14 protein-coding genes are annotated in these 18,278 nt (G+C 33.1%); all 14 read right to left on the bottom strand.

Annotated features, from left to right (window positions below; genetic code table 11):
* Positions 1-184: 184 nt before the first annotated feature.
* Positions 185-2,179, bottom strand: coding sequence for a methyl-accepting chemotaxis protein (locus N4A68_17490; GenBank protein ID MCT4566088.1), 1,995 nt, complete (start codon positions 2,177-2,179; stop codon positions 185-187).
* A gap of 382 nt (positions 2,180-2,561) precedes the next feature.
* Positions 2,562-3,893: an amidohydrolase gene (locus N4A68_17495; GenBank protein ID MCT4566089.1), complete on the bottom strand. Its 1,332-nt coding sequence runs from the start codon at positions 3,891-3,893 to the stop codon at positions 2,562-2,564.
* Between the two features lie 143 nt (positions 3,894-4,036).
* Complete coding sequence (locus N4A68_17500) at positions 4,037-4,972, bottom strand: ABC transporter permease (GenBank protein MCT4566090.1); 936 nt, start codon at positions 4,970-4,972, stop codon at positions 4,037-4,039.
* A gap of 1 nt (position 4,973) precedes the next feature.
* A complete protein-coding gene (locus N4A68_17505; GenBank protein MCT4566091.1) occupies positions 4,974-6,065 on the bottom strand; it encodes an ABC transporter permease in 1,092 nt (363 codons plus the stop codon).
* On the bottom strand, positions 6,058-7,611 hold the full coding sequence (locus tag N4A68_17510; GenBank protein MCT4566092.1) for an ABC transporter ATP-binding protein: 1,554 nt from the start codon (positions 7,609-7,611) through the stop codon (positions 6,058-6,060). The genes N4A68_17505 and N4A68_17510 overlap by 8 nt, the downstream gene beginning before the upstream one ends.
* 95 nt (positions 7,612-7,706) lie before the next feature.
* Positions 7,707-8,870 (bottom strand): BMP family ABC transporter substrate-binding protein, encoded by a 1,164-nt coding sequence (locus N4A68_17515; GenBank protein ID MCT4566093.1) that lies wholly within the window; start codon positions 8,868-8,870, stop codon positions 7,707-7,709.
* Between the two features lie 113 nt (positions 8,871-8,983).
* Positions 8,984-10,321, bottom strand: coding sequence for an amidohydrolase (locus N4A68_17520; GenBank protein ID MCT4566094.1), 1,338 nt, complete (start codon positions 10,319-10,321; stop codon positions 8,984-8,986).
* Between the two features lie 82 nt (positions 10,322-10,403).
* Complete coding sequence (locus N4A68_17525; GenBank protein ID MCT4566095.1) at positions 10,404-11,243, bottom strand: lysophospholipase; 840 nt, start codon at positions 11,241-11,243, stop codon at positions 10,404-10,406.
* Between the two features lie 115 nt (positions 11,244-11,358).
* Positions 11,359-12,054, bottom strand: coding sequence for a transglycosylase domain-containing protein (locus N4A68_17530; GenBank protein ID MCT4566096.1), 696 nt, complete (start codon positions 12,052-12,054; stop codon positions 11,359-11,361).
* 299 nt (positions 12,055-12,353) lie between these two features.
* A complete protein-coding gene (locus N4A68_17535; GenBank protein MCT4566097.1) occupies positions 12,354-13,475 on the bottom strand; it encodes a dipeptide epimerase in 1,122 nt (373 codons plus the stop codon).
* Positions 13,476-13,621: 146 nt separating this feature from the next.
* Positions 13,622-13,957 carry a DUF3870 domain-containing protein gene (locus tag N4A68_17540; protein ID MCT4566098.1) on the bottom strand — a complete coding sequence of 112 codons (336 nt, stop codon included), beginning with the start codon at positions 13,955-13,957 and terminating at the stop codon, positions 13,622-13,624.
* A gap of 94 nt (positions 13,958-14,051) precedes the next feature.
* On the bottom strand, positions 14,052-15,212 hold the full coding sequence (locus N4A68_17545; protein ID MCT4566099.1) for a DUF819 family protein: 1,161 nt from the start codon (positions 15,210-15,212) through the stop codon (positions 14,052-14,054).
* A 319-nt stretch (positions 15,213-15,531) separates the two neighbouring features.
* On the bottom strand, positions 15,532-17,463 hold the full coding sequence (locus tag N4A68_17550) for an ABC transporter permease (protein ID MCT4566100.1): 1,932 nt from the start codon (positions 17,461-17,463) through the stop codon (positions 15,532-15,534).
* Positions 17,450-18,214 carry an ABC transporter ATP-binding protein gene (locus N4A68_17555; protein MCT4566101.1) on the bottom strand — a complete coding sequence of 255 codons (765 nt, stop codon included), beginning with the start codon at positions 18,212-18,214 and terminating at the stop codon, positions 17,450-17,452. The genes N4A68_17550 and N4A68_17555 overlap by 14 nt, the downstream gene beginning before the upstream one ends.
* Positions 18,215-18,278: the final 64 nt, after the last annotated feature.

The following is an 18,278-nucleotide window of genomic DNA, read 5'->3' on the forward strand; positions in this document are numbered from 1 at the left end:
ATCAAATATTGACTTGAGTCCCATCATAATTTTATACAATCTATATAATTCAATCCATCTATTTATCTTACAAAACAATTTGTAATCTTACATTTTTGTCACTAAAAAAGGGATGTATCAGAATGAATAAAGTTAGTCATTCTGATACACACCCACTTAAATTATCCTATAAAATTCTCATCCGCTAAAATTTAAACTTTGCAATCATTTCATGTAGTTCTTGTGAAAGCTGTGATAAAGTTTGACTTGTTGAAGTGATCTCTTCCATTGATGCAGTTTGCTCCTCAGTTGCCGCCGATACGTTTTGGATCTGTCCCGCCACTTCTTTACTTGATTTTTCTATTCCATTAGCCGATAGAACTACATGCTGACTCTCCTTTGCCACTTCAGAAATAGAAGCTGTAATAATTCCTATTTGAGTATTAACATTGTCAACTAAGACGGATATCTCATTAAAAGTGTCTTCTGCAATACCTACAGTTGCAATTCCATTTTTTACATTTCTCATACCTTCTTCCATAGTAACTTTAGCATTATCTATATTGGTTTGGTTTTCTATTATTAAGTTGTTTATTTCTTCTGTAGCCTTCTGTGATTCCTCAGCTAGTTTTCTTACCTCTTCTGCCACAACAGCAAACCCCCGGCCTTGCTCCCCTGCCCTAGCAGCTTCTATAGCTGCATTAAGTGCTAAAAGATTTGTCTGTTCTGCTATATCCTTTATTACATTAACTATCTCATTCATTTTATTAGAGCTGTTAGTAACATCTAATAAGGATTTTTGTACTTCCTTTGTACTATTGTTAATGCTGTCCATTTGCATACTAACCTTTCTCATTTCTTCCTTACCAATATTTGATCTATCAAAAACTTTACTGCTTACATCATTAATTACCTGTGCATTACTTGATACTTCTTCAATACTTGCTGATATTTCTTCCATTGCTGAAGTCACACTTAAAACCCGACTTAATTGTCCATCGGAGCTTTGTGCCACTTCAGTAGAAACCGATGCAATGTGTTCAGATGCCATTGTAGATTGCTCTGCTGTTGCCGTAAGCTCCTCAGAAGCCGATGCCACCTGTTCCGATGAATCAGCAACCAGACTCAAGGCATTACGTAAATTATTAGTTATAAGATCTAAAGCCCTGGCTAGACGTCCTATCTCATCCTTACTTTTTATATATTTTTTGGGAGCATCCTTTGTGATGTCAAGATTAGCCATTAACTCAAGATGCTTTGTCCCTTCGTTGATTGGTGTTATTATTTTTCTACTAATATAATAAACCACTATACTTCCAATGGCTAAAACAGCTATTGCCGCCATAATCAAAATTCTATTAAATTTATCCTGGACCCCAAACACTTCATTTTTTTCTAAAGCAATTGCAATCGATGCTCCCATACTTTTTATTGGTGCATATCCCAAATATTTATCAACACCATTGTATTCATATCGTCCTACTCCACTTTTTCCAGCTACCATTTCCTTTTGCAACTCTACCAAAGACTTAAGACTTGGATTATTTTTAAAATTTTCAAAATCATTATCCCTTTGTTTAACTAAATTAATATCACCGTGGGCTATTTTAACACCGTCCTTATTAATCATAAATGTCTTCCCTGTTTTTCCATAGGTAATATCATTAGTAATAGCACTCCAATGAGCAGCATCCATGGTTGCTGTTAAAACACCTAAAACCCTGCTTCCCTCTTTAATAGGCACTGCGAATACAATAACAAGAGTATCATCCACCTTGCTAATTATAGGATCTGATATTACATTTTTACCCGACATGGCTTCTTTAAAATAATTACGACCCTTGATATCCGAGATCTTACCATTTGTTGAATGAAGCATTCCATTTTTATCTACAGTACCCATTCTTAAATATCCCAATTTTTTTGCTTCATCATTCAGCATTAGAGACTTGTTTTTCCATGTTATTTTTTCATCCTTTAAACTACTGTCAGCAGCTATAATTTTAAGTGTATTAAACTCTCCTGTAATGCGACTTTCTACAATCATTGCGGCTTGTGATGCTATTTGAGTTAAAGACTCGTTTATACTCTGAGTTAATGATCTAGCTGCAAAAATTTCGACTAAAATACCTAAACTTGCACAAACAACCAACAATAAAACCGTGATATAGATTATCAGTTTAGTGCCTATACTTTTCATTATTATTCCCCCCGTATAATTTAACAATTAATACACTCTATGCCGTAAGTCCATAAAGACTCTGGATCATATATATTTTGGTCACATTCAATTTATAATATAGGGATTTTAGTATAGACTTTAACTTATACAAGTCCAAAATGCCCAGAACCATCGCATATTTGTCCATGTATAAGTTAAGTTATACTATGAAAACCCTATATATATTAGATAAATTAAACTTTATATGTATTTTTATTCAAAACATAATTCTACTAATTCTACTTTTTTTCATATTTCCCTTCATTTTTTTGTATTTAGACATTTTTTAGTTTGATATTCACAAAAAGGAACTAAAAAGAGAGATGACCTTTGTCATCCCTCGTACAATTTCTCAAAATTCCTATTTAACCTTTTTTTCAAGCTCTATTGCAATGCCTTTTATCTTCTCTTGTATTTTTTTTACATCATCAATTATTTTATCTAAATTGCCACTTAAAAGCTTTCTATCCCTCATAACAACATTTCCATTTACCATAGTCATTACAACATTATGGGGATATGCTGCATAGGTTATGGCTGAATAGTAATCATATATGGGTTGTATGTTAGGTGTATTTGTTTCTATTATTATTATGTCTGCTTTTTTTCCAACCTCTATTGACCCAATGGTATTATCAAGCTTTATAGCCCTTGCTCCACCAATAGTTCCTAGCTCAACGGCTTCTATTGCAGGGCAAATTCTGTTATTATTTGCAGCTACTTTTTGGATTTTAGTATATTGATCTAGTACATTTATTATATCTTGATGATTACCACTCATAGGTCCATCTGTTCCTAAACCAACCTTAACTTTTTTATCTAACATCCTAGGAACAGGTGCTACTTTTCTACCACTTTTGGCATTTGCGGCTACATTGTGTATTACTCCAACATCATTTTTATAAAGTATATCCATATCTTCTTCATTTGTATATACTAGATGGGCTCCTATAACTTTATCAGATAAAAAACCTATTTTATCAAGATATTGCACCGGTGTCATATCATATTCTTCCCTGAATTTATCCATCTCAGATATCATTTCCGATATATGAATAAGTATTGGCACATTATATTTTTCAGATAGTTCTTTTATCTTAAGTAAATGCTCTTCATCATTAGTATATGTAGCATGTGGGGCCAATGCAGGTATTATTAATTCATCATTCTTCCATTCCTTTATAAACTTGATGGCATAATCTAAGCCCCCATAGGGAATATCGGTATCGGGAGCAATTTTTTCAAGTATTGTCTCCCCTGCTATAGCCCTTATTCCTAATTCCTTTGCAGCCTTTGCAACTTCATCCTCAAAGTAATACATATCTACAAAGGTAGTAACTCCCCCAAGGAGCATTTCAGCAATACTTAACTTTGCTCCAGTGTTTACTAATCCTTCATCCACAATCATATCTTCTAAGGGAAACATATACCTTGTAAGTCTATCGGGTATATCCTCTCCCAAACTTCTAAATACAGACATAGATACATGACAATGCCCATTGATAAACCCCGGCATAATAATACCATTTTGAGCATCTATCTTTTCAGTATAATCATATTTATTTAATAATTCACTTGTATCCCCTATTTCCACTATATCCATCCCATTTATTACCACAGCACCGGCTTCAATAATGTCTTTGTTTTCATTCATGGTTATTATGGTACCATTATAAATGCATTTATAGGACATTTTTACTCCCCCTTTGCTTTTAAACCCGATTATTCATAGAAAAACATCACTATCCTAAATAATTCAAAGCTAACTATAGGTAATCTAGGTTTATAATTATATTGGCTGTAGAATAATAGTAACAATATCCTACAGCCAGTAGATTAATTCATCTGCTTTTTCTTTCTTTCCAATTCCTTCTTGTCATTAATTACTGATATTACAATAAATCCTATTATAGTAACCAAATATGGCGTCATATGGATAAATTCAACGGGTATAGGAAATGCTTGAAGATAATTTGATAATGTATCGGCAAATCCAAATAAAAGGGAAGCAAATAATGAACCTAGTGAGGTATTACCTGCTATGGCCCTAGCTGCCAGTGCAATAAAACCCCTACCGGCAGTCATTCCCGAAGAAAACCAAGAAACATAGCCCATGGATAGGAAGGCTCCCCCTAAAGCAGCAAATATCCCACTTATTATTAGGGCAATAAATTTTATTTTAAATACATCTATCCCAACAGATTCAGCAGCTTCTGGCGACTCACCAACAGCTTTTATTCTAAGTCCTAAGGACATATTATTAAATAGTATATGCATCAGCACTATACATACTATTGCCACATATGTTAGTATATTGTGTCCCGACAGTATACTGCCTATTACTGGTATACTACTTACTAAAGGTATATTAACATTTGGTAAAACCAAGCTGTTTAATGATGTAGATATCCCCTTATCTCCTGTAAGCTCAGTAAGTAAAAATACCGTGCCCCCAGCGGCTAATATATTGATAGCTATCCCAGTAAGCACAATATTAGTCTTAAGCTTTAGTGCAAAATATCCAAGAAGCATACTTACTAAAACACCTGATAAAACCGCCGCTAAAAGTCCTATCCATACATTCTGGGTATAAGCACTAAATATTACACCCATTAATGCACCTGTGATCATGGTTCCCTCAATACCTATATTTATGGCTCCAGCTCTACTTGCTACAACTGCTCCTAAGGTAGCAAAAAGTATCGGCGTAGTCGATCTTATAACTGCAAACCAAAATGCATCTTTAAAAATCATGCTAAGTAATGAATCCATACTATTGTACCTCCTTCTTAGCATTTAGATATTTTTCTTTTGCTAATTTATTTTCTTCTCTTTGCTTCCAATAGGCCAAGAATCTTTCAGCTGCGATCAATAATATCATAACAGCTTGTATAATAGAAATGATTTCATTATCTACATCTGCTCTTCTAGACATCATATCTGCACCTATTCTTAAATAGGATAGAAAAAAGGCAGCCAAGGGCACATATTTAGGATTATTCTTAGCAAGCAAAGCAACGATAACACCATCCCAAGCATAGGATGGTGTAACATCCCATAGGAATCTCTTATACATTCCTGACATCTCTATTGCCCCACCAATACCAGCAACAGCACCGGCAATAAATTGTGAGCTTATTATAACCTTTGCAGTATTTATACCAGAGTATTTTGCAAAATTTATATTATCACCAACAGTTCGTATTTCATATCCCCATTTTGTTTTATATATGTATATATAAGCTAAAATTATAAATAACATAGCTATTAAAAAACCTGCGTGTAATCTTGTCCCCGGTAATATTCTAGGAAGTGCAAAGCTTTTACTAAACCTATAGGATGCAAATACACTTGCCTCTGGATCCCTTAGATAATAATTAACTATGTATAGCCCAAAGAAATAGAACACATAGTTGAGCATAAGGGAAGTTACTAGCTCATTGGCCTTCCATTTTATCTTAAGAATTCCAGGTAATACTCCAATACATCCCCCTACAACACCTGAAAAAATCATGGCTACTACTGGATGTATCCCATTTGGTAATGTATAGTTTATGGCAACATAGGCTGCTACTATGGCCCCCATAAAAAAGCAACCATCAGCAATTAAACTAAAATGCTTTGATTGATATATTATACAAAGTGCTAAACCAGTAAATGTCAGAGGAATCATCATCTCAAGCACATTTGAAAAGTACTTAAGCTTTTGTAGGGGTCCAAAAAGGAAATTGGTGATAGAGTAGATAGGAGTTTTACTGGTTGCAAAAATAATTATTGTAGAGATTATAAGTGCTATAAATATAGCTATCATTGTTCTTAAAGTATCATATTTATTTATTTTTGGCTTCAATTTTAAACTAGTCATTTACGGCCCTCCTTATCTCCTCTTCCGATTGCTTATTTACTCCTAGCATATAAAGCCCAAGCTCTTTTTCCGTAACTTCACTTGCATCAGGTAAATATCCAACTATCTCGCCGCCGTTCATAACAATGAGGGAATCACTTAATGTCATTACTTCATTCAAATCTGCTGAAACTAATAATATGGCATTTCCTTCGTCCCTCATTTTGATTATCATTTTTCTTATAAATTCAATAGCTCCAACATCTATCCCTCTTGTTGGCTGATTTACTATTAACAGATCTGTGTCGGAACTAAATTCTCTACCAACTACCACTTTCTGTATATTCCCACCGGATAGTCCCTTAACGGCTGTTTTTTCGCTATCTGTTTTTACATTAAATTTCTTTATCAATCCTTTTGCCCAATCACTTATCTTTTTATTATCCAGTAAATATCTATTTTTTCTAAGTTCTTCACTTCTATATTTTTCAGATATAAAATTCTCTTCTACGCTCATATTAGGAGCTATACCTGTATGCATTCTATCTTCCGGTATATGAGCCATACCCAATTCCCTTATATTTCTTACATTTAAATTATTTATTTCCTTACTATGAACTAAGACTTTTCCATTAGTGGCTTTCTTAAGTCCAGTTATAATCTCTATTATTTCAGATTGTCCATTCCCCTCTACTCCAGCTATCCCTACTATTTCACCTTTTCTAACTGAAAAAGAAACATTTTTAACTACAGTCTTACCAAAGTCGTTTATATAATTAACACCATCAACTCTTAATAATACTTCCTTAGGTTGTGCTTTAGCCTTATCTATTTCTAGCTTTACATCTCTACCTACCATAAGCCTTGAAATATCATCTTCTGAAACTTCATTCACATTATGTACCCCTACGGAAAGTCCATCTCTCATGATAGTAAGCCTGTCACACAGCTTCTTAATCTCATGGAGCTTATGGGAAATAAATATTATGGTATGTCCAGATTCTTTCAATAACATTAGTTGTTCAAACAATTCTTCAATCTCTTGGGGTGTAAGAACCGCGGTAGGTTCGTCTAATATAAGTACCTTTGCCCCCCTATATAGGGCTTTTAGTATTTCAACCTTTTGCTTCTGAGATACGGATATATCCTGAACCTTGCTTTTAGGATTTATGGGCAGATTGTATCTTTCAGATAGTTCCTTTGTAACCTCTATAGCCCTTGCTTTGTCAAGAAATATCCCCTTCTTTATCTCACTACCAAGAACAATATTTTCTGCAACCGTTAAACTTGGAACTAACATGAAATGCTGATGAACCATACCAATACCAAGCTCAAGGGCATCCTGTGAAGAGTTCATATTTATTTCTTTTCCTCTTAAATATATCTTACCTTCTGTTTGCTTTTGCATACCAAAAAGTATCTTCATTAGTGTTGATTTCCCTGCTCCGTTTTCACCAACCAAAGCATGAATTTCCGCTTCCCTCAATGAAAATTCAACCTGATAATTTGCCACTACACCACCTGGATAAATCTTAGTGATTTTATCCATTTTCAGCATCTCTGACATTATATACACCTCTTTTCACTTATACATAAAGCCAGCTATAAGCTGGCTTTATGTCTCCCTAAGAAATTTTTTTGCTGATTCTATATCCCAGAGTATTACTTTACAGATTCCTTCAATTTTGCAAGTACTTCACTATCCATACCCAATGCACTGTCCACATCTATATTTCCAGCAGATATTTCCTTTTCGATTTCTTCCATTTTTTCTCTTACTTCCTGTGGAACTAGTTTTTCATAATAAGCATTTTTAGCAATGCCAATTCCATCCTCTTCTAAACCAACTGCTTCCGCTTTACCCTTTGGTATTGTTCCTTCAAAGTACATGTCAAGGGCTCTTAATAGTGAGTTATCAACTCTTTTTAATGCTGAACTTAAGATTCTATTTGCTTTTTCTTCATTGTCGGCAAATAGCTTTGCTTGGTCTGAATCAACACCAATAGCATACATTTTTGTCTCATGTGCTGCTTCTATTTGTCCTAATCCTGCTCTACCAGCAACATTAAATCCAATATCTACACCCTTAGTTTGATACTGAATCAATGCTAATTCTTTACCCTTTGCAGCATCACCAAATGAATCAATATAAGATATATCTATTTTGATATCTTCGTCAATATATTTTCCACCTTCAATATATCCAACTAAAAAGTCGTTGATTACAGGTATATCCATAGCTCCTAAGAAGCCTATTTTCTTTTCTTCATTTATATTTTCTACATCTGTTCTAGTAGTCATTTGAGCAGCTAAAGCCCCTGCTAAGAATCCTGCTTCATTTTGCTTATATGTAATTGAATATACATTATCTAATCCTTCAATTTCATCATAATTCACAGCAGTATCAAATAATATGTATGTCTTTTCAGGATAGTTTGGAGCAACTTCTTCTACATGCTCCTTCATGTGGAAAGTTCCTGTTATGATAATGTCCCATTCTTCTTCTGAAACATCTTCTAAAGTAGGAATAAACTTAGTCTTATCTGAACCCATTTCAATCGTTTTTACTTCTACCTTATCACCATATTTTTCTTTAATCATGTCCATTCCAGCTTGTGATGAATCATGGAATGACTTGTCACCTAATGAACCTGAAACCAATAATACAATCTTTGTTACATCAGCTGGAGCTTCAGTATTTGTTTCATTACCAGCATCAGCCTCTTTCCCTGAATTTTCAGTGTTTGTTTCAGCCTTTTCAGCAGAACAAGCCCCAAAAACAAGAATCATTGATACAACTAATAATAAAGATAAAATCTTTTTCATTCTACATCCTCCTACATATTTATACTTTTTTCGCAAAACTATGCTAATGATATCACATTTGAATTGATTTGTAAATTCTTTATTAAGGAAATAGAAGTGTTAATTTTTAGGAGTTACGGAAACATCCTTATGGATTTATTGTCAAGCCAATCCTTCATGTAATTACCCTTAGTAAGCCTAGGAGTATTGTCATCAATAATCTTTTTTGCTTTTTCCCCGCCAGCTTCTAACAAATCTACGATCGTCATAATTATCGCTTTTTGAGGTATAATATATGCCATTTCTTCATCAACTATCTCAAAATTTGACCCATGAACATTTCCCATGAACCCGCTGAAACCAAACTGAATCGTAGGCTTTATAGCTGCCAAATCTCCTATATCCCCCGATGCCATAGATTTTTGACCATCATAAATGTTTTCCGAACCTATTAATTTACCAAGATTTTGTTTTAAAACCCCTGACAGATCAGCACATTGCTCAAATGGCATGTATCCAACGGTATCCTCTATTACACACCTTCCTCCAACGGCATAGGCCCCTGCTTCAAATGCTCTATCCACCTTGGAATTGGCATCCATAATTGATTCTAAGGTTCCTCCCCTAACATAACCTTCTATAACAACCCTTTCAGGAATTGTATTTACAGTTTGTCCACCATCTTTGATTATTCCGTGTACTCTAATGTTATGTTCATCCATAAAGGTTTCTCTTTGGGCATTTACTGCTGTGAGTCCAATAGTAGCTGCATTCAAAGCATTTATACCAAGATGTGGTGCAGCACCGGAATGTGCAGCTTTACCATAGTAAGTTATTTTCTTTGCTATAAATCCATTAAGGGATGAATTTACATCTGCTTTTCTTTCCCTTATTCCTCCCATAGTATGACAGGATATGATTAAATCCCCATCATCAAATACACCTTTACTAATCATATCCTGTTTACCAGACATATAGTTTATCTTTCCTTCTTCTACTAGCCCTCTTCTATATTCAAAATCTGTAAATTCCTCGGCTGGAGTACCTATTAATGTCACTTTCCCACCTAAATTGTCCAATATATTACTTTCTTTCAACGCCTTCATTACCCCTAGCATTATCGCCACTTGATTTGAGTGGGCACATGTATGGGCTGCTCCATTGTCCTTTGTGGAATATTTATGTCCAGGAGTTGGAACTGCATCAAGTTCAGCTATCAAGACAATATTTATACCTTCTTTATCTCCAACTATGGATTTAATACCGGTTATGGATAGATTTTCTTCCACTTCTAATCCCATATCTTTTAAATATTCAACCATTAATTTGGAGGTTCTAAACTCCTTAAATCCTAATTCGGGATTTTTGAAAATATCATTTCCAAAATTAATTATTTCCTCCCTATTTTTATCTATAATTTCACACAATTTATCCTTAATTTTTACCACCCCATTATTTGATATTTTAAACATAGGATGATTTTATCATATAAAATTATCATAATACAATGTATTTCATCACTAAAAAATTTAAAAGCCGCTTTATATAAAGCGGCTAAATTCTTTGTTCTATCCATTTACCAATATCATCTAAAACCATATCTCTATCTTTACATTTTAGCATTTCATGCCTTAAACCATCATATATCTTTATTTGCTTATCGGTTGATGAAATTGAAGAGTGAAATTGAATAGATGCTTCCTTTTCCATAATCTTGTCATCGCTGCCGTGTAATATAAGGCATGGATAATAATAATCACCATAATTTTGCCTTAACCATCCAATTCCATAGATTAAAAACTGTACACCAAAGTTTAATGTTAATGATCTTAGATCTAGGTCTTGCCTCTCATAAATATCTATAGCTTCTTTATCCCTAGGTATGTCCCTTATAAGGGGATTTTTTATATAAAGCTTAGGTACAATTCTATTGATGAGCTTATAAAATTTCCCTTTTACTCCCCTAACTTGGATTGGCTCCATTGTGCCTGCTGAAGACAGTATTTGCCCATCTATTCTGTTTTTGAACATAATTCCATAGGAAGCCGTTATAAAGCCTCCCATGCTATGGCCTAACATAAAGATTGGAATACCAGGGTTCTCACCCTTAACAAATTCAATAAAAACATCGGTATCCTTTACAAAATCTTTAAAAGTGTTTACATACCCTCTTTTTCCCCCGGATCTGCCATGTCCTCTATTATCAAATCTATATACTCCATATCCGAATTCATTTAATTTATTCTTTATGTATTCGTATTTACCCAAGTGTTCACCGAATCCATGGACAATAACTACTATTGCCCTTGGGTTTTTAGTCATATCCTTCATATAATATAGGTTTGTAGAATCAAAGGATTCAACACTTCCACTTATTGATGCTGTTGATTTCATTTATCATACCACCTCAAAAACTGTCGATAAAAAATACTTTATGCTATATCATACCACATTATTTAGTATATAATTATAACTTTTTGATAAAAAATCATTAGCATCAATTTTACCACTATTGAAAAACAAAAAAACTTTGTTTTGTAAGGTTTTCTTGAACTTCTTTTCCAATAATTCTATTTTTATACATTAGATCAAGTACAATCCCTTGTCTCTTTTTTGCTCTTTCAGGATATTTCTTTGGGTTATATCCACTTGGAGCTTGGGGTAATCCAGCCAACAAAGCAGATTCCACCAACGTAAGCTCATCAACATCTTTATTGAAATAGGTTTGACTTGCATTTTGTATTCCATAGGCCCCCGCTCCATAATAGATACAGTTTAAATACATTTCTAATATCTCTTCCTTTGAGTAATCATTCTCAATTTTAATTGCTATATACAGTTCTTTTACTTTTCTTGTCAATTTCTTTTCACTTGATAGGAATAAATTTTTAGCTAGCTGCTGAGTAATTGTACTTCCCCCCTGTATAACTTCTCCTGCTTTCAAATTTGCAATAAAAGCCCGGCCTATTCCTATAACATCAAATCCATAATGTGAAAAAAACCTTCTATCTTCAACTGTAATTATGGCATCTATAAGCCCTTTAGGAATGTCGTCTATCTTAGTATAGTTGGGAACATCCGATGAAATTTTCTTTATTAAATTTTCATTAGTAGAATATGTTTCATTAATATTCTTATATACTAAGAAATTAATACCAATAAAACAAACTACTAAAGCTACCATAAATAGTATAATTCTTTTCATCTTAATCCCTCCAACTTCCTTAATTTATTTAACTTTAAGTTCTTTATCTTCATAGTTTCATTATATATTTATATAAAAATTGCATCCATTGAATAACATTACAATGACACTAGTTAACCTTACATTTTTGTAATGTAATCAAAAAAATAGAGCAAAATAAAAAACTTCACCCTAATTTATTGGCTTGAGGAATTTTTCTATAAAAAAAGAGACTATTTACTATAAAAATTCATAGAAAACAGTCTTTAAAATAAAACCTATTTTTCACACCACACTATACACATTTAAATGGACTACTATTAATAAACTAAAGCCTTTTCCTCAGTATATTTATCCATCCATTTAATACCATTAATCTTCTTAAACCCAAAGCCTGGTTCATCCTTTAACATAATCATGTATTCATCAAATATAGCTCCGCCCTCTATTGGATCTTCCTTACATAGTACTGGGCCATCCAAATCTATTTTAGTTATAATAGATTTCGCCCCTGCTAAGTGTGCCGCCGCTGTAACACTGATTTTACTCTCTAGCATACATCCTATCATACATTCTACTCCATATATTTCAGCTACGGAACATATTTTGAGTGCATTTTTTATACCACCAGTTTTCATAAGCTTAATATTAATAAAATCAGCTGCTCTCATTTGAATAATCCTTATTGCGTCCTTAGGTGAAAAAACACTTTCATCGGCCAATACTGGTATATTAATATTATCAGTTACTAACTTAAGTCCTTCTAAATCATCTGCAATTACTGGTTGTTCAACAAATTCAATATTAAATCCTGCATCCTCCATATTTCTTAGTATTTTGATGGCTTCCTTGGGTTTCCATCCTTGATTCGCATCTATTCTAAGGTCTACATCATACCCAACTGCATCTCTAATAGCTTTAATCCTTTCAATATCCAGCTTAGGATTCTTGCCTACTTTAATCTTTAGTGTTCTATATCCTCTTGTAACAGCATCTATACTATCCTTGGCCATTTCTTCGGGATCGTTAACGCTTATTGTTATATCTGTGATGATTTCCTTGGAATATCCTCCTAAGATTTTATATATGGGGGCATTATACATTTGTCCATATAAGTCATAAAGGGCTATATCAACCGCTGCCTTAGCACTAGTGTTTTTGACAACAGAATTATCTAGTATATCCATTATCTCTTCAAAATTTTCTATTTTTCTTCCAACTAAATTTTTTCTAATATGATCATTTATGGCTCCTATGATAGCTCCCCTAGTATCCCCCGTAATGACTCCCGTTGGAGGAGCTTCCCCGTATCCCACATTACCTGTATCGGTTTCAATTTTTATTATTACATCATCTACGGAATTAACCGTTCTAAGTGCTGTTTTAAATGGTGTCTTAAGGGGAATGGATACAAAGCCTATTTTAATATCGGTGATTTTCATTATATTCCCTCCAAAGTTTAGATTAACAAACCAAATTTTTTTGAGTATTAAGTATAAGCAACAGAGGGATTGCTTATACTGGATTTCATTTAGGTGAATATATTACGTTATGATTGTAAAATACCCGATAAATAAAACAGTATAATTTAATAATATCTTTGTTTAACCTCTGTATATTTTTTAACTGCATCTTTATAAGCCACTATTATAGCTCTTTGAGAAGTACCAAAATACCTTCTTTTTACCTCATCTTCTATTTCTTTATAGTACTTATCAAATTTTTGACCTAAGAACATACTTTTTATAAATTCTGAAGTTATATCTATAGTTGCAGTACTCTTAGCATCCACTACCTCATCAAGATCGGTATCAATAACAAAACCAATAAAAAATAGCTTGAATCGTTCTGTTATAGCATTATCATTACTGGTTTTTGCATGTCCTACTACATATACAGTATTCTTTCTATACACATTAACCATCCTTCACTTATACTTAATTATCGATAATTAACATTTATCTACTTTCTTACATAACCATATGTATATACAGTTATCTTCTATTCCCATGCTTTATTTACATCAAGGAAAGAACCTTACCCACTAGGAGGCCCCCACCAGTTCCTATTATATAACCCATCATAGCCATTAGTACCCCTATTGGAATCAAGGCTTCACTATATGAAGCTGCCAGTATAGGAGCTGATGCCACTCCACCTATATTAGCAAGACTGGCAACCCCACATGTAAATAAATCCAATTTGAATATCTTAGCTACTAAGGCTAAGACAACTGCATGTACAGCAAGGATTACAAAACCTGCAATTATATATATGGGGGCTTGAGTTAATTCTGCAAAGTTTGCCCTTGAAGCTATTAATCCAACTATTGTATATAACATAAGATTTGATAATTGTGGTGATCCCGGCAGCTCCCCTAAAGGTGTCATGGCACAAATTACTCCTGCGGTTGTTGCTATAATGACAGACCAAGTGGTTCCTGAAAGGAATGTTGTTGTTGGTAAAACTGTGGCAAGAGACTTTGCCATTGCTGAAACAAATAGGCTTGATCCCATTAATAATATCAAGTCAAGAAACTCAATATTTTGTCTCTTGTTTTCTTGTGAAGCTGCCAATTGTTCTCCTACTTCATCGATTATCCTAGTATCGGCCTTAGTCCACTTATTAAATATCTTGGAATATGGAACAAATGCTAATAGAAGCATAACCCATATGGAATAATCTATGGAATCAATAAGAAGGGTATATCCCATACTGGAATCCGGTACATTTAATGCACCTTGAATAGCTGCCATATTTCCTGTTCCACCCATCCAACTTCCTGCTAGGGCTGCAAAAGCTTTCCAAGTATCTGGTTCATACATTCCTTTAAATATCATAAAGGATACAATAAATCCTATCCCAATACTAAAAGAAGCAGCAAAAAATCCTAATAGCATTTTAGGTCCAAGTTTCACAATTTTTCTAAGGTCACATCTTAATAACATTAAAAATATCATAGCTGGTAATAAATTCCCCTTAACCATTTTATAATACATATTTACATCATCTGTTTTTTGCCAAACCTTAAATGTTGCCAGTAACATTACAGTGAAATATAGTAAAACGATGGCGGGAACATATTTAAAAAATTTACTACTGCTTTTCTTTTCAGCTAACACTATCAAACTAGCAAAAAATATGATGAATGCAAGATAAGTAAAACCATTTGTAATCATATAACTTCCTCCCTATTCTTTTTTTTAATTCCCATGATGATATTTATAGCACTTCAAATATTTCCACACCTCCTTCTTCGCAAGAATGTGTATTAATAATTGCAAAAAAACAAAAAGAAGCTCGTAGATTGTATAGCAATCAAACGAGCCTCATCTACGCTAATGCTTTGGGCATCTAAATAAATAAGGTCTAAAATTTAAATCCATTTCACTGAAATTATATCAAACTTAACTTGTTTTTTCAAGTATATTTGAAATCTATTGACTTTTCTAAAAATTTTAAAATAGCTTTATCATGAAATTTACTTATAAATGGAACTTATACCTTTGCATTTACAATCTTTGCATAGGAATTTACAGTTAAAAAATAATAAACCATATAGATTAGTGTATAGGCCCCTACACTTAAACTAATTGGTACAACTAGATTTATATCTAGCATTTTATTTAACAATGATACAGCCACTAAACTATGAAAAATACCTACCACTAGGGGAAGAAGAAATACGAATAGCATTTGCTTGGCTATTGAGGCCCTTATTTCCCTTTTATTAACTCCTATGTTTTTTAATATTTTATATCTTTCCTTATCTTCGTTGGCTTCTGAGAGCTGCTTAAAGAATATTATACTTCCCGTCGATAGTAAAAATACCAATCCCAGAAAAGCTCCAATAAAAATTGTTAAGCCAGATTCAATTAAACCCTCTCTATAACTTGTATAATATGAAGTAAACCTCCACCCAATTCCATCATGTTCTATATCAGTTTCTGTCACAATATCAGCTAACTCCTCAGTCAATTCCCTACTATATTTTTCATTACTATTTATATATGCCCTTCCCTTTATAATGTTTTCCCTACTCAAATACTTATCATATATCTCATCCTTAACTACTAATATATTAAATACCATAAATTGATTAAGTAATGAGTATTTTTTAGTATCCACTATTTTGAATTCATTTCTTTTATTTCCTAGATTGATTTCAGCCATCTTTCCAATATAGCTATCCATAAAACTTTCACTATAAAATTCATCAATAATTACTGCTTCATCCCTGCTATCTATATTGATTTTATCCTCAATTCCTCTTACTTCCATTATTTCATTAAATTCACTTTCAGAAATAATATTGATAACGTGTTCTGTTACTTTATATTTTGTGACTTGAGGTAATCTCCCTTTGACTTTAGCAAAATTAAAATCTACAGAGTTTATAACTTTATTTTTAGGATATTTCCCCATAACTTCTTCAACTTTCTTATCTACATTATCATCATTGCTTATATAAGCATATGAAAAGGGATACCGTATATCTATCGTTGTCTGAAAGTCATAATAGACACTGGCGGTTACACCCATGGCAGTAAGCGTTGTGGCACTAAGTATAGCTATGGTAGCTAGGGTTTTAGAATGACCCTTTATTCTATATGAAAGCTGAGATATTCTAATCATATTTATACCTTTATAATAATTTTTCCTATTCTCTTTTGCCAATTTAATCATAAATATTATAAAGGATGAAAAAAAGAAATATGTTCCCACAACTACCATAATGAAGGTTCCTAATATACTATATAAAGAGGGAAACTCCGGAAATAGATATAATGCGTATCCTCCCAGTATCAAACCTATTCCCAGTATTGCAAATATTATTGATACCTTTGGCTGCTTTTCTCCCATTTTTTCCGCTTTAAATAGTTCAATAAGCTTAAATCTAAAAATAATAGTATATCCTTGAACCGAAGTAATAAGAAACAATATGGCAAAGGTAATAATAGTATTGATTATTGCCTTGTGTATGATAGTAAATTTCACTTCCACGGAGAATCCCATTAATTTAATCAAAAGCATGGCGAAGACCTTTGACAACAAGCTTCCCATAAAAATTCCTGCCCCAAGGGCTACTATACCCATTATTAGATTTTCATAAAATAACATTCTTCCAATTTGTTTCTTTTTAACACCCATAAGCGAATATAGTCCAACCTCTTTTTTTCTTTTTTTGGTAAAAAAGGAGTTAGAATACAATATGAACATTATAGTAAAAATTGCAACTACAATAGACGATGTCTTAAATGCCACATCTATCCTTCTATCCACACCAACTATTTTTAGGATCTCCCCATTATATTGTATCGATGTAAATATGTAATATATCATAATACTAGATATCATTGATATAAAGTATATTAAGTAATTATAAAAATTTCTCTTAATGTTTTTTACAGCAAGGTCAAATAAGGTCACTATTATCACCTCCAAGTGCCCTTAGTATATCGATTATCTTCTGAAAGAACTCCCTGCGTGAACCTCCCCTAACAAGCTCAGTGAATAGGACCCCGTCCTTAATAAATATTATTCTTTGGCAATAGCTTGCCGCAAAGGCATCATGGGTAACCATCATTATGGTAACTTTATTATTTTCATTTAAGTCACTTAAGCACTCTAACAGCTCACTGGATGATTTAGAGTCCAATGCACCGGTGGGTTCATCTGCTAATATTAACTTAGGCCTATTTATAATTGCTCTAGCCGCTGCTGTCCTTTGTTTTTGTCCCCCTGAAACTTCATAGGGATATTTGCTCAATATATTACTAATTCCCAACAAAATTGCCACTTCATTTAATCTTTTTTCTATCTCTTTATGATTTACCTTTGTCAAAGCCAGAGGCAATACAATATTTTCTTTAATAGTTAATGTATCAAGAAGATTAAAGTCCTGGAAAATAAAGCCTAGTTTATTTCTTCTGAAGGAAGATAGCTTGTCCTCATTCATTTTTACAATATTATCTCCATCTATAGTGATTATTCCTGATGTAGGCTTATCTATGGTTGAAACCACATTTAAAAGAGTAGTCTTTCCAGCTCCCGATGGTCCCATTATCCCTATAAACTCCCCTTCTTTAATTTCAAGACTTATATCATCAATTGCAGGATATATATTCCCTCTTGATCCATATATTTTCTTTACATTCTTAGCTACTAAAACATTATTCATATATATCCCCCCATAATAAAGCAATTTTTGTATTTTTCTATGTCCTAAAAAAGGTTGGAAGCTC

The organism is Maledivibacter sp. (genome assembly GCA_025210375.1).
Lineage (GTDB): Bacteria > Bacillota > Clostridia > Peptostreptococcales > Caminicellaceae > JAOASB01.

What these genes read in the sequence shown, in the direction of transcription:
- N4A68_17530 (MCT4566096.1), bottom strand. Translation starts at nt 12,054, where the DNA reads ATGAAAAGAATTATACTATTTATGGTAGCTTTAGTAGTTTGTTTTATT.
- N4A68_17490 (MCT4566088.1), bottom strand. Translation starts at nt 2,179, where the DNA reads ATGAAAAGTATAGGCACTAAACTGATAATCTATATCACGGTTTTATTG.
- N4A68_17495 (MCT4566089.1), bottom strand. Translation starts at nt 3,893, where the DNA reads ATGTCCTATAAATGCATTTATAATGGTACCATAATAACCATGAATGAA.
- N4A68_17555 (MCT4566101.1), bottom strand. Translation starts at nt 18,214, where the DNA reads ATGAATAATGTTTTAGTAGCTAAGAATGTAAAGAAAATATATGGATCA.
- N4A68_17515 (MCT4566093.1), bottom strand. Translation starts at nt 8,870, where the DNA reads ATGAAAAAGATTTTATCTTTATTATTAGTTGTATCAATGATTCTTGTT.
- N4A68_17510 (MCT4566092.1), bottom strand. Translation starts at nt 7,611, where the DNA reads ATGTCAGAGATGCTGAAAATGGATAAAATCACTAAGATTTATCCAGGT.
- N4A68_17505 (MCT4566091.1), bottom strand. Translation starts at nt 6,065, where the DNA reads ATGACTAGTTTAAAATTGAAGCCAAAAATAAATAAATATGATACTTTA.
- N4A68_17525 (MCT4566095.1), bottom strand. Translation starts at nt 11,243, where the DNA reads ATGAAATCAACAGCATCAATAAGTGGAAGTGTTGAATCCTTTGATTCT.
- N4A68_17500 (MCT4566090.1), bottom strand. Translation starts at nt 4,972, where the DNA reads ATGGATTCATTACTTAGCATGATTTTTAAAGATGCATTTTGGTTTGCA.
- N4A68_17540 (MCT4566098.1), bottom strand. Translation starts at nt 13,957, where the DNA reads ATGGTTAATGTGTATAGAAAGAATACTGTATATGTAGTAGGACATGCA.
- N4A68_17520 (MCT4566094.1), bottom strand. Translation starts at nt 10,321, where the DNA reads ATGTTTAAAATATCAAATAATGGGGTGGTAAAAATTAAGGATAAATTG.
- N4A68_17545 (MCT4566099.1), bottom strand. Translation starts at nt 15,212, where the DNA reads ATGATTACAAATGGTTTTACTTATCTTGCATTCATCATATTTTTTGCT.
- N4A68_17535 (MCT4566097.1), bottom strand. Translation starts at nt 13,475, where the DNA reads ATGAAAATCACCGATATTAAAATAGGCTTTGTATCCATTCCCCTTAAG.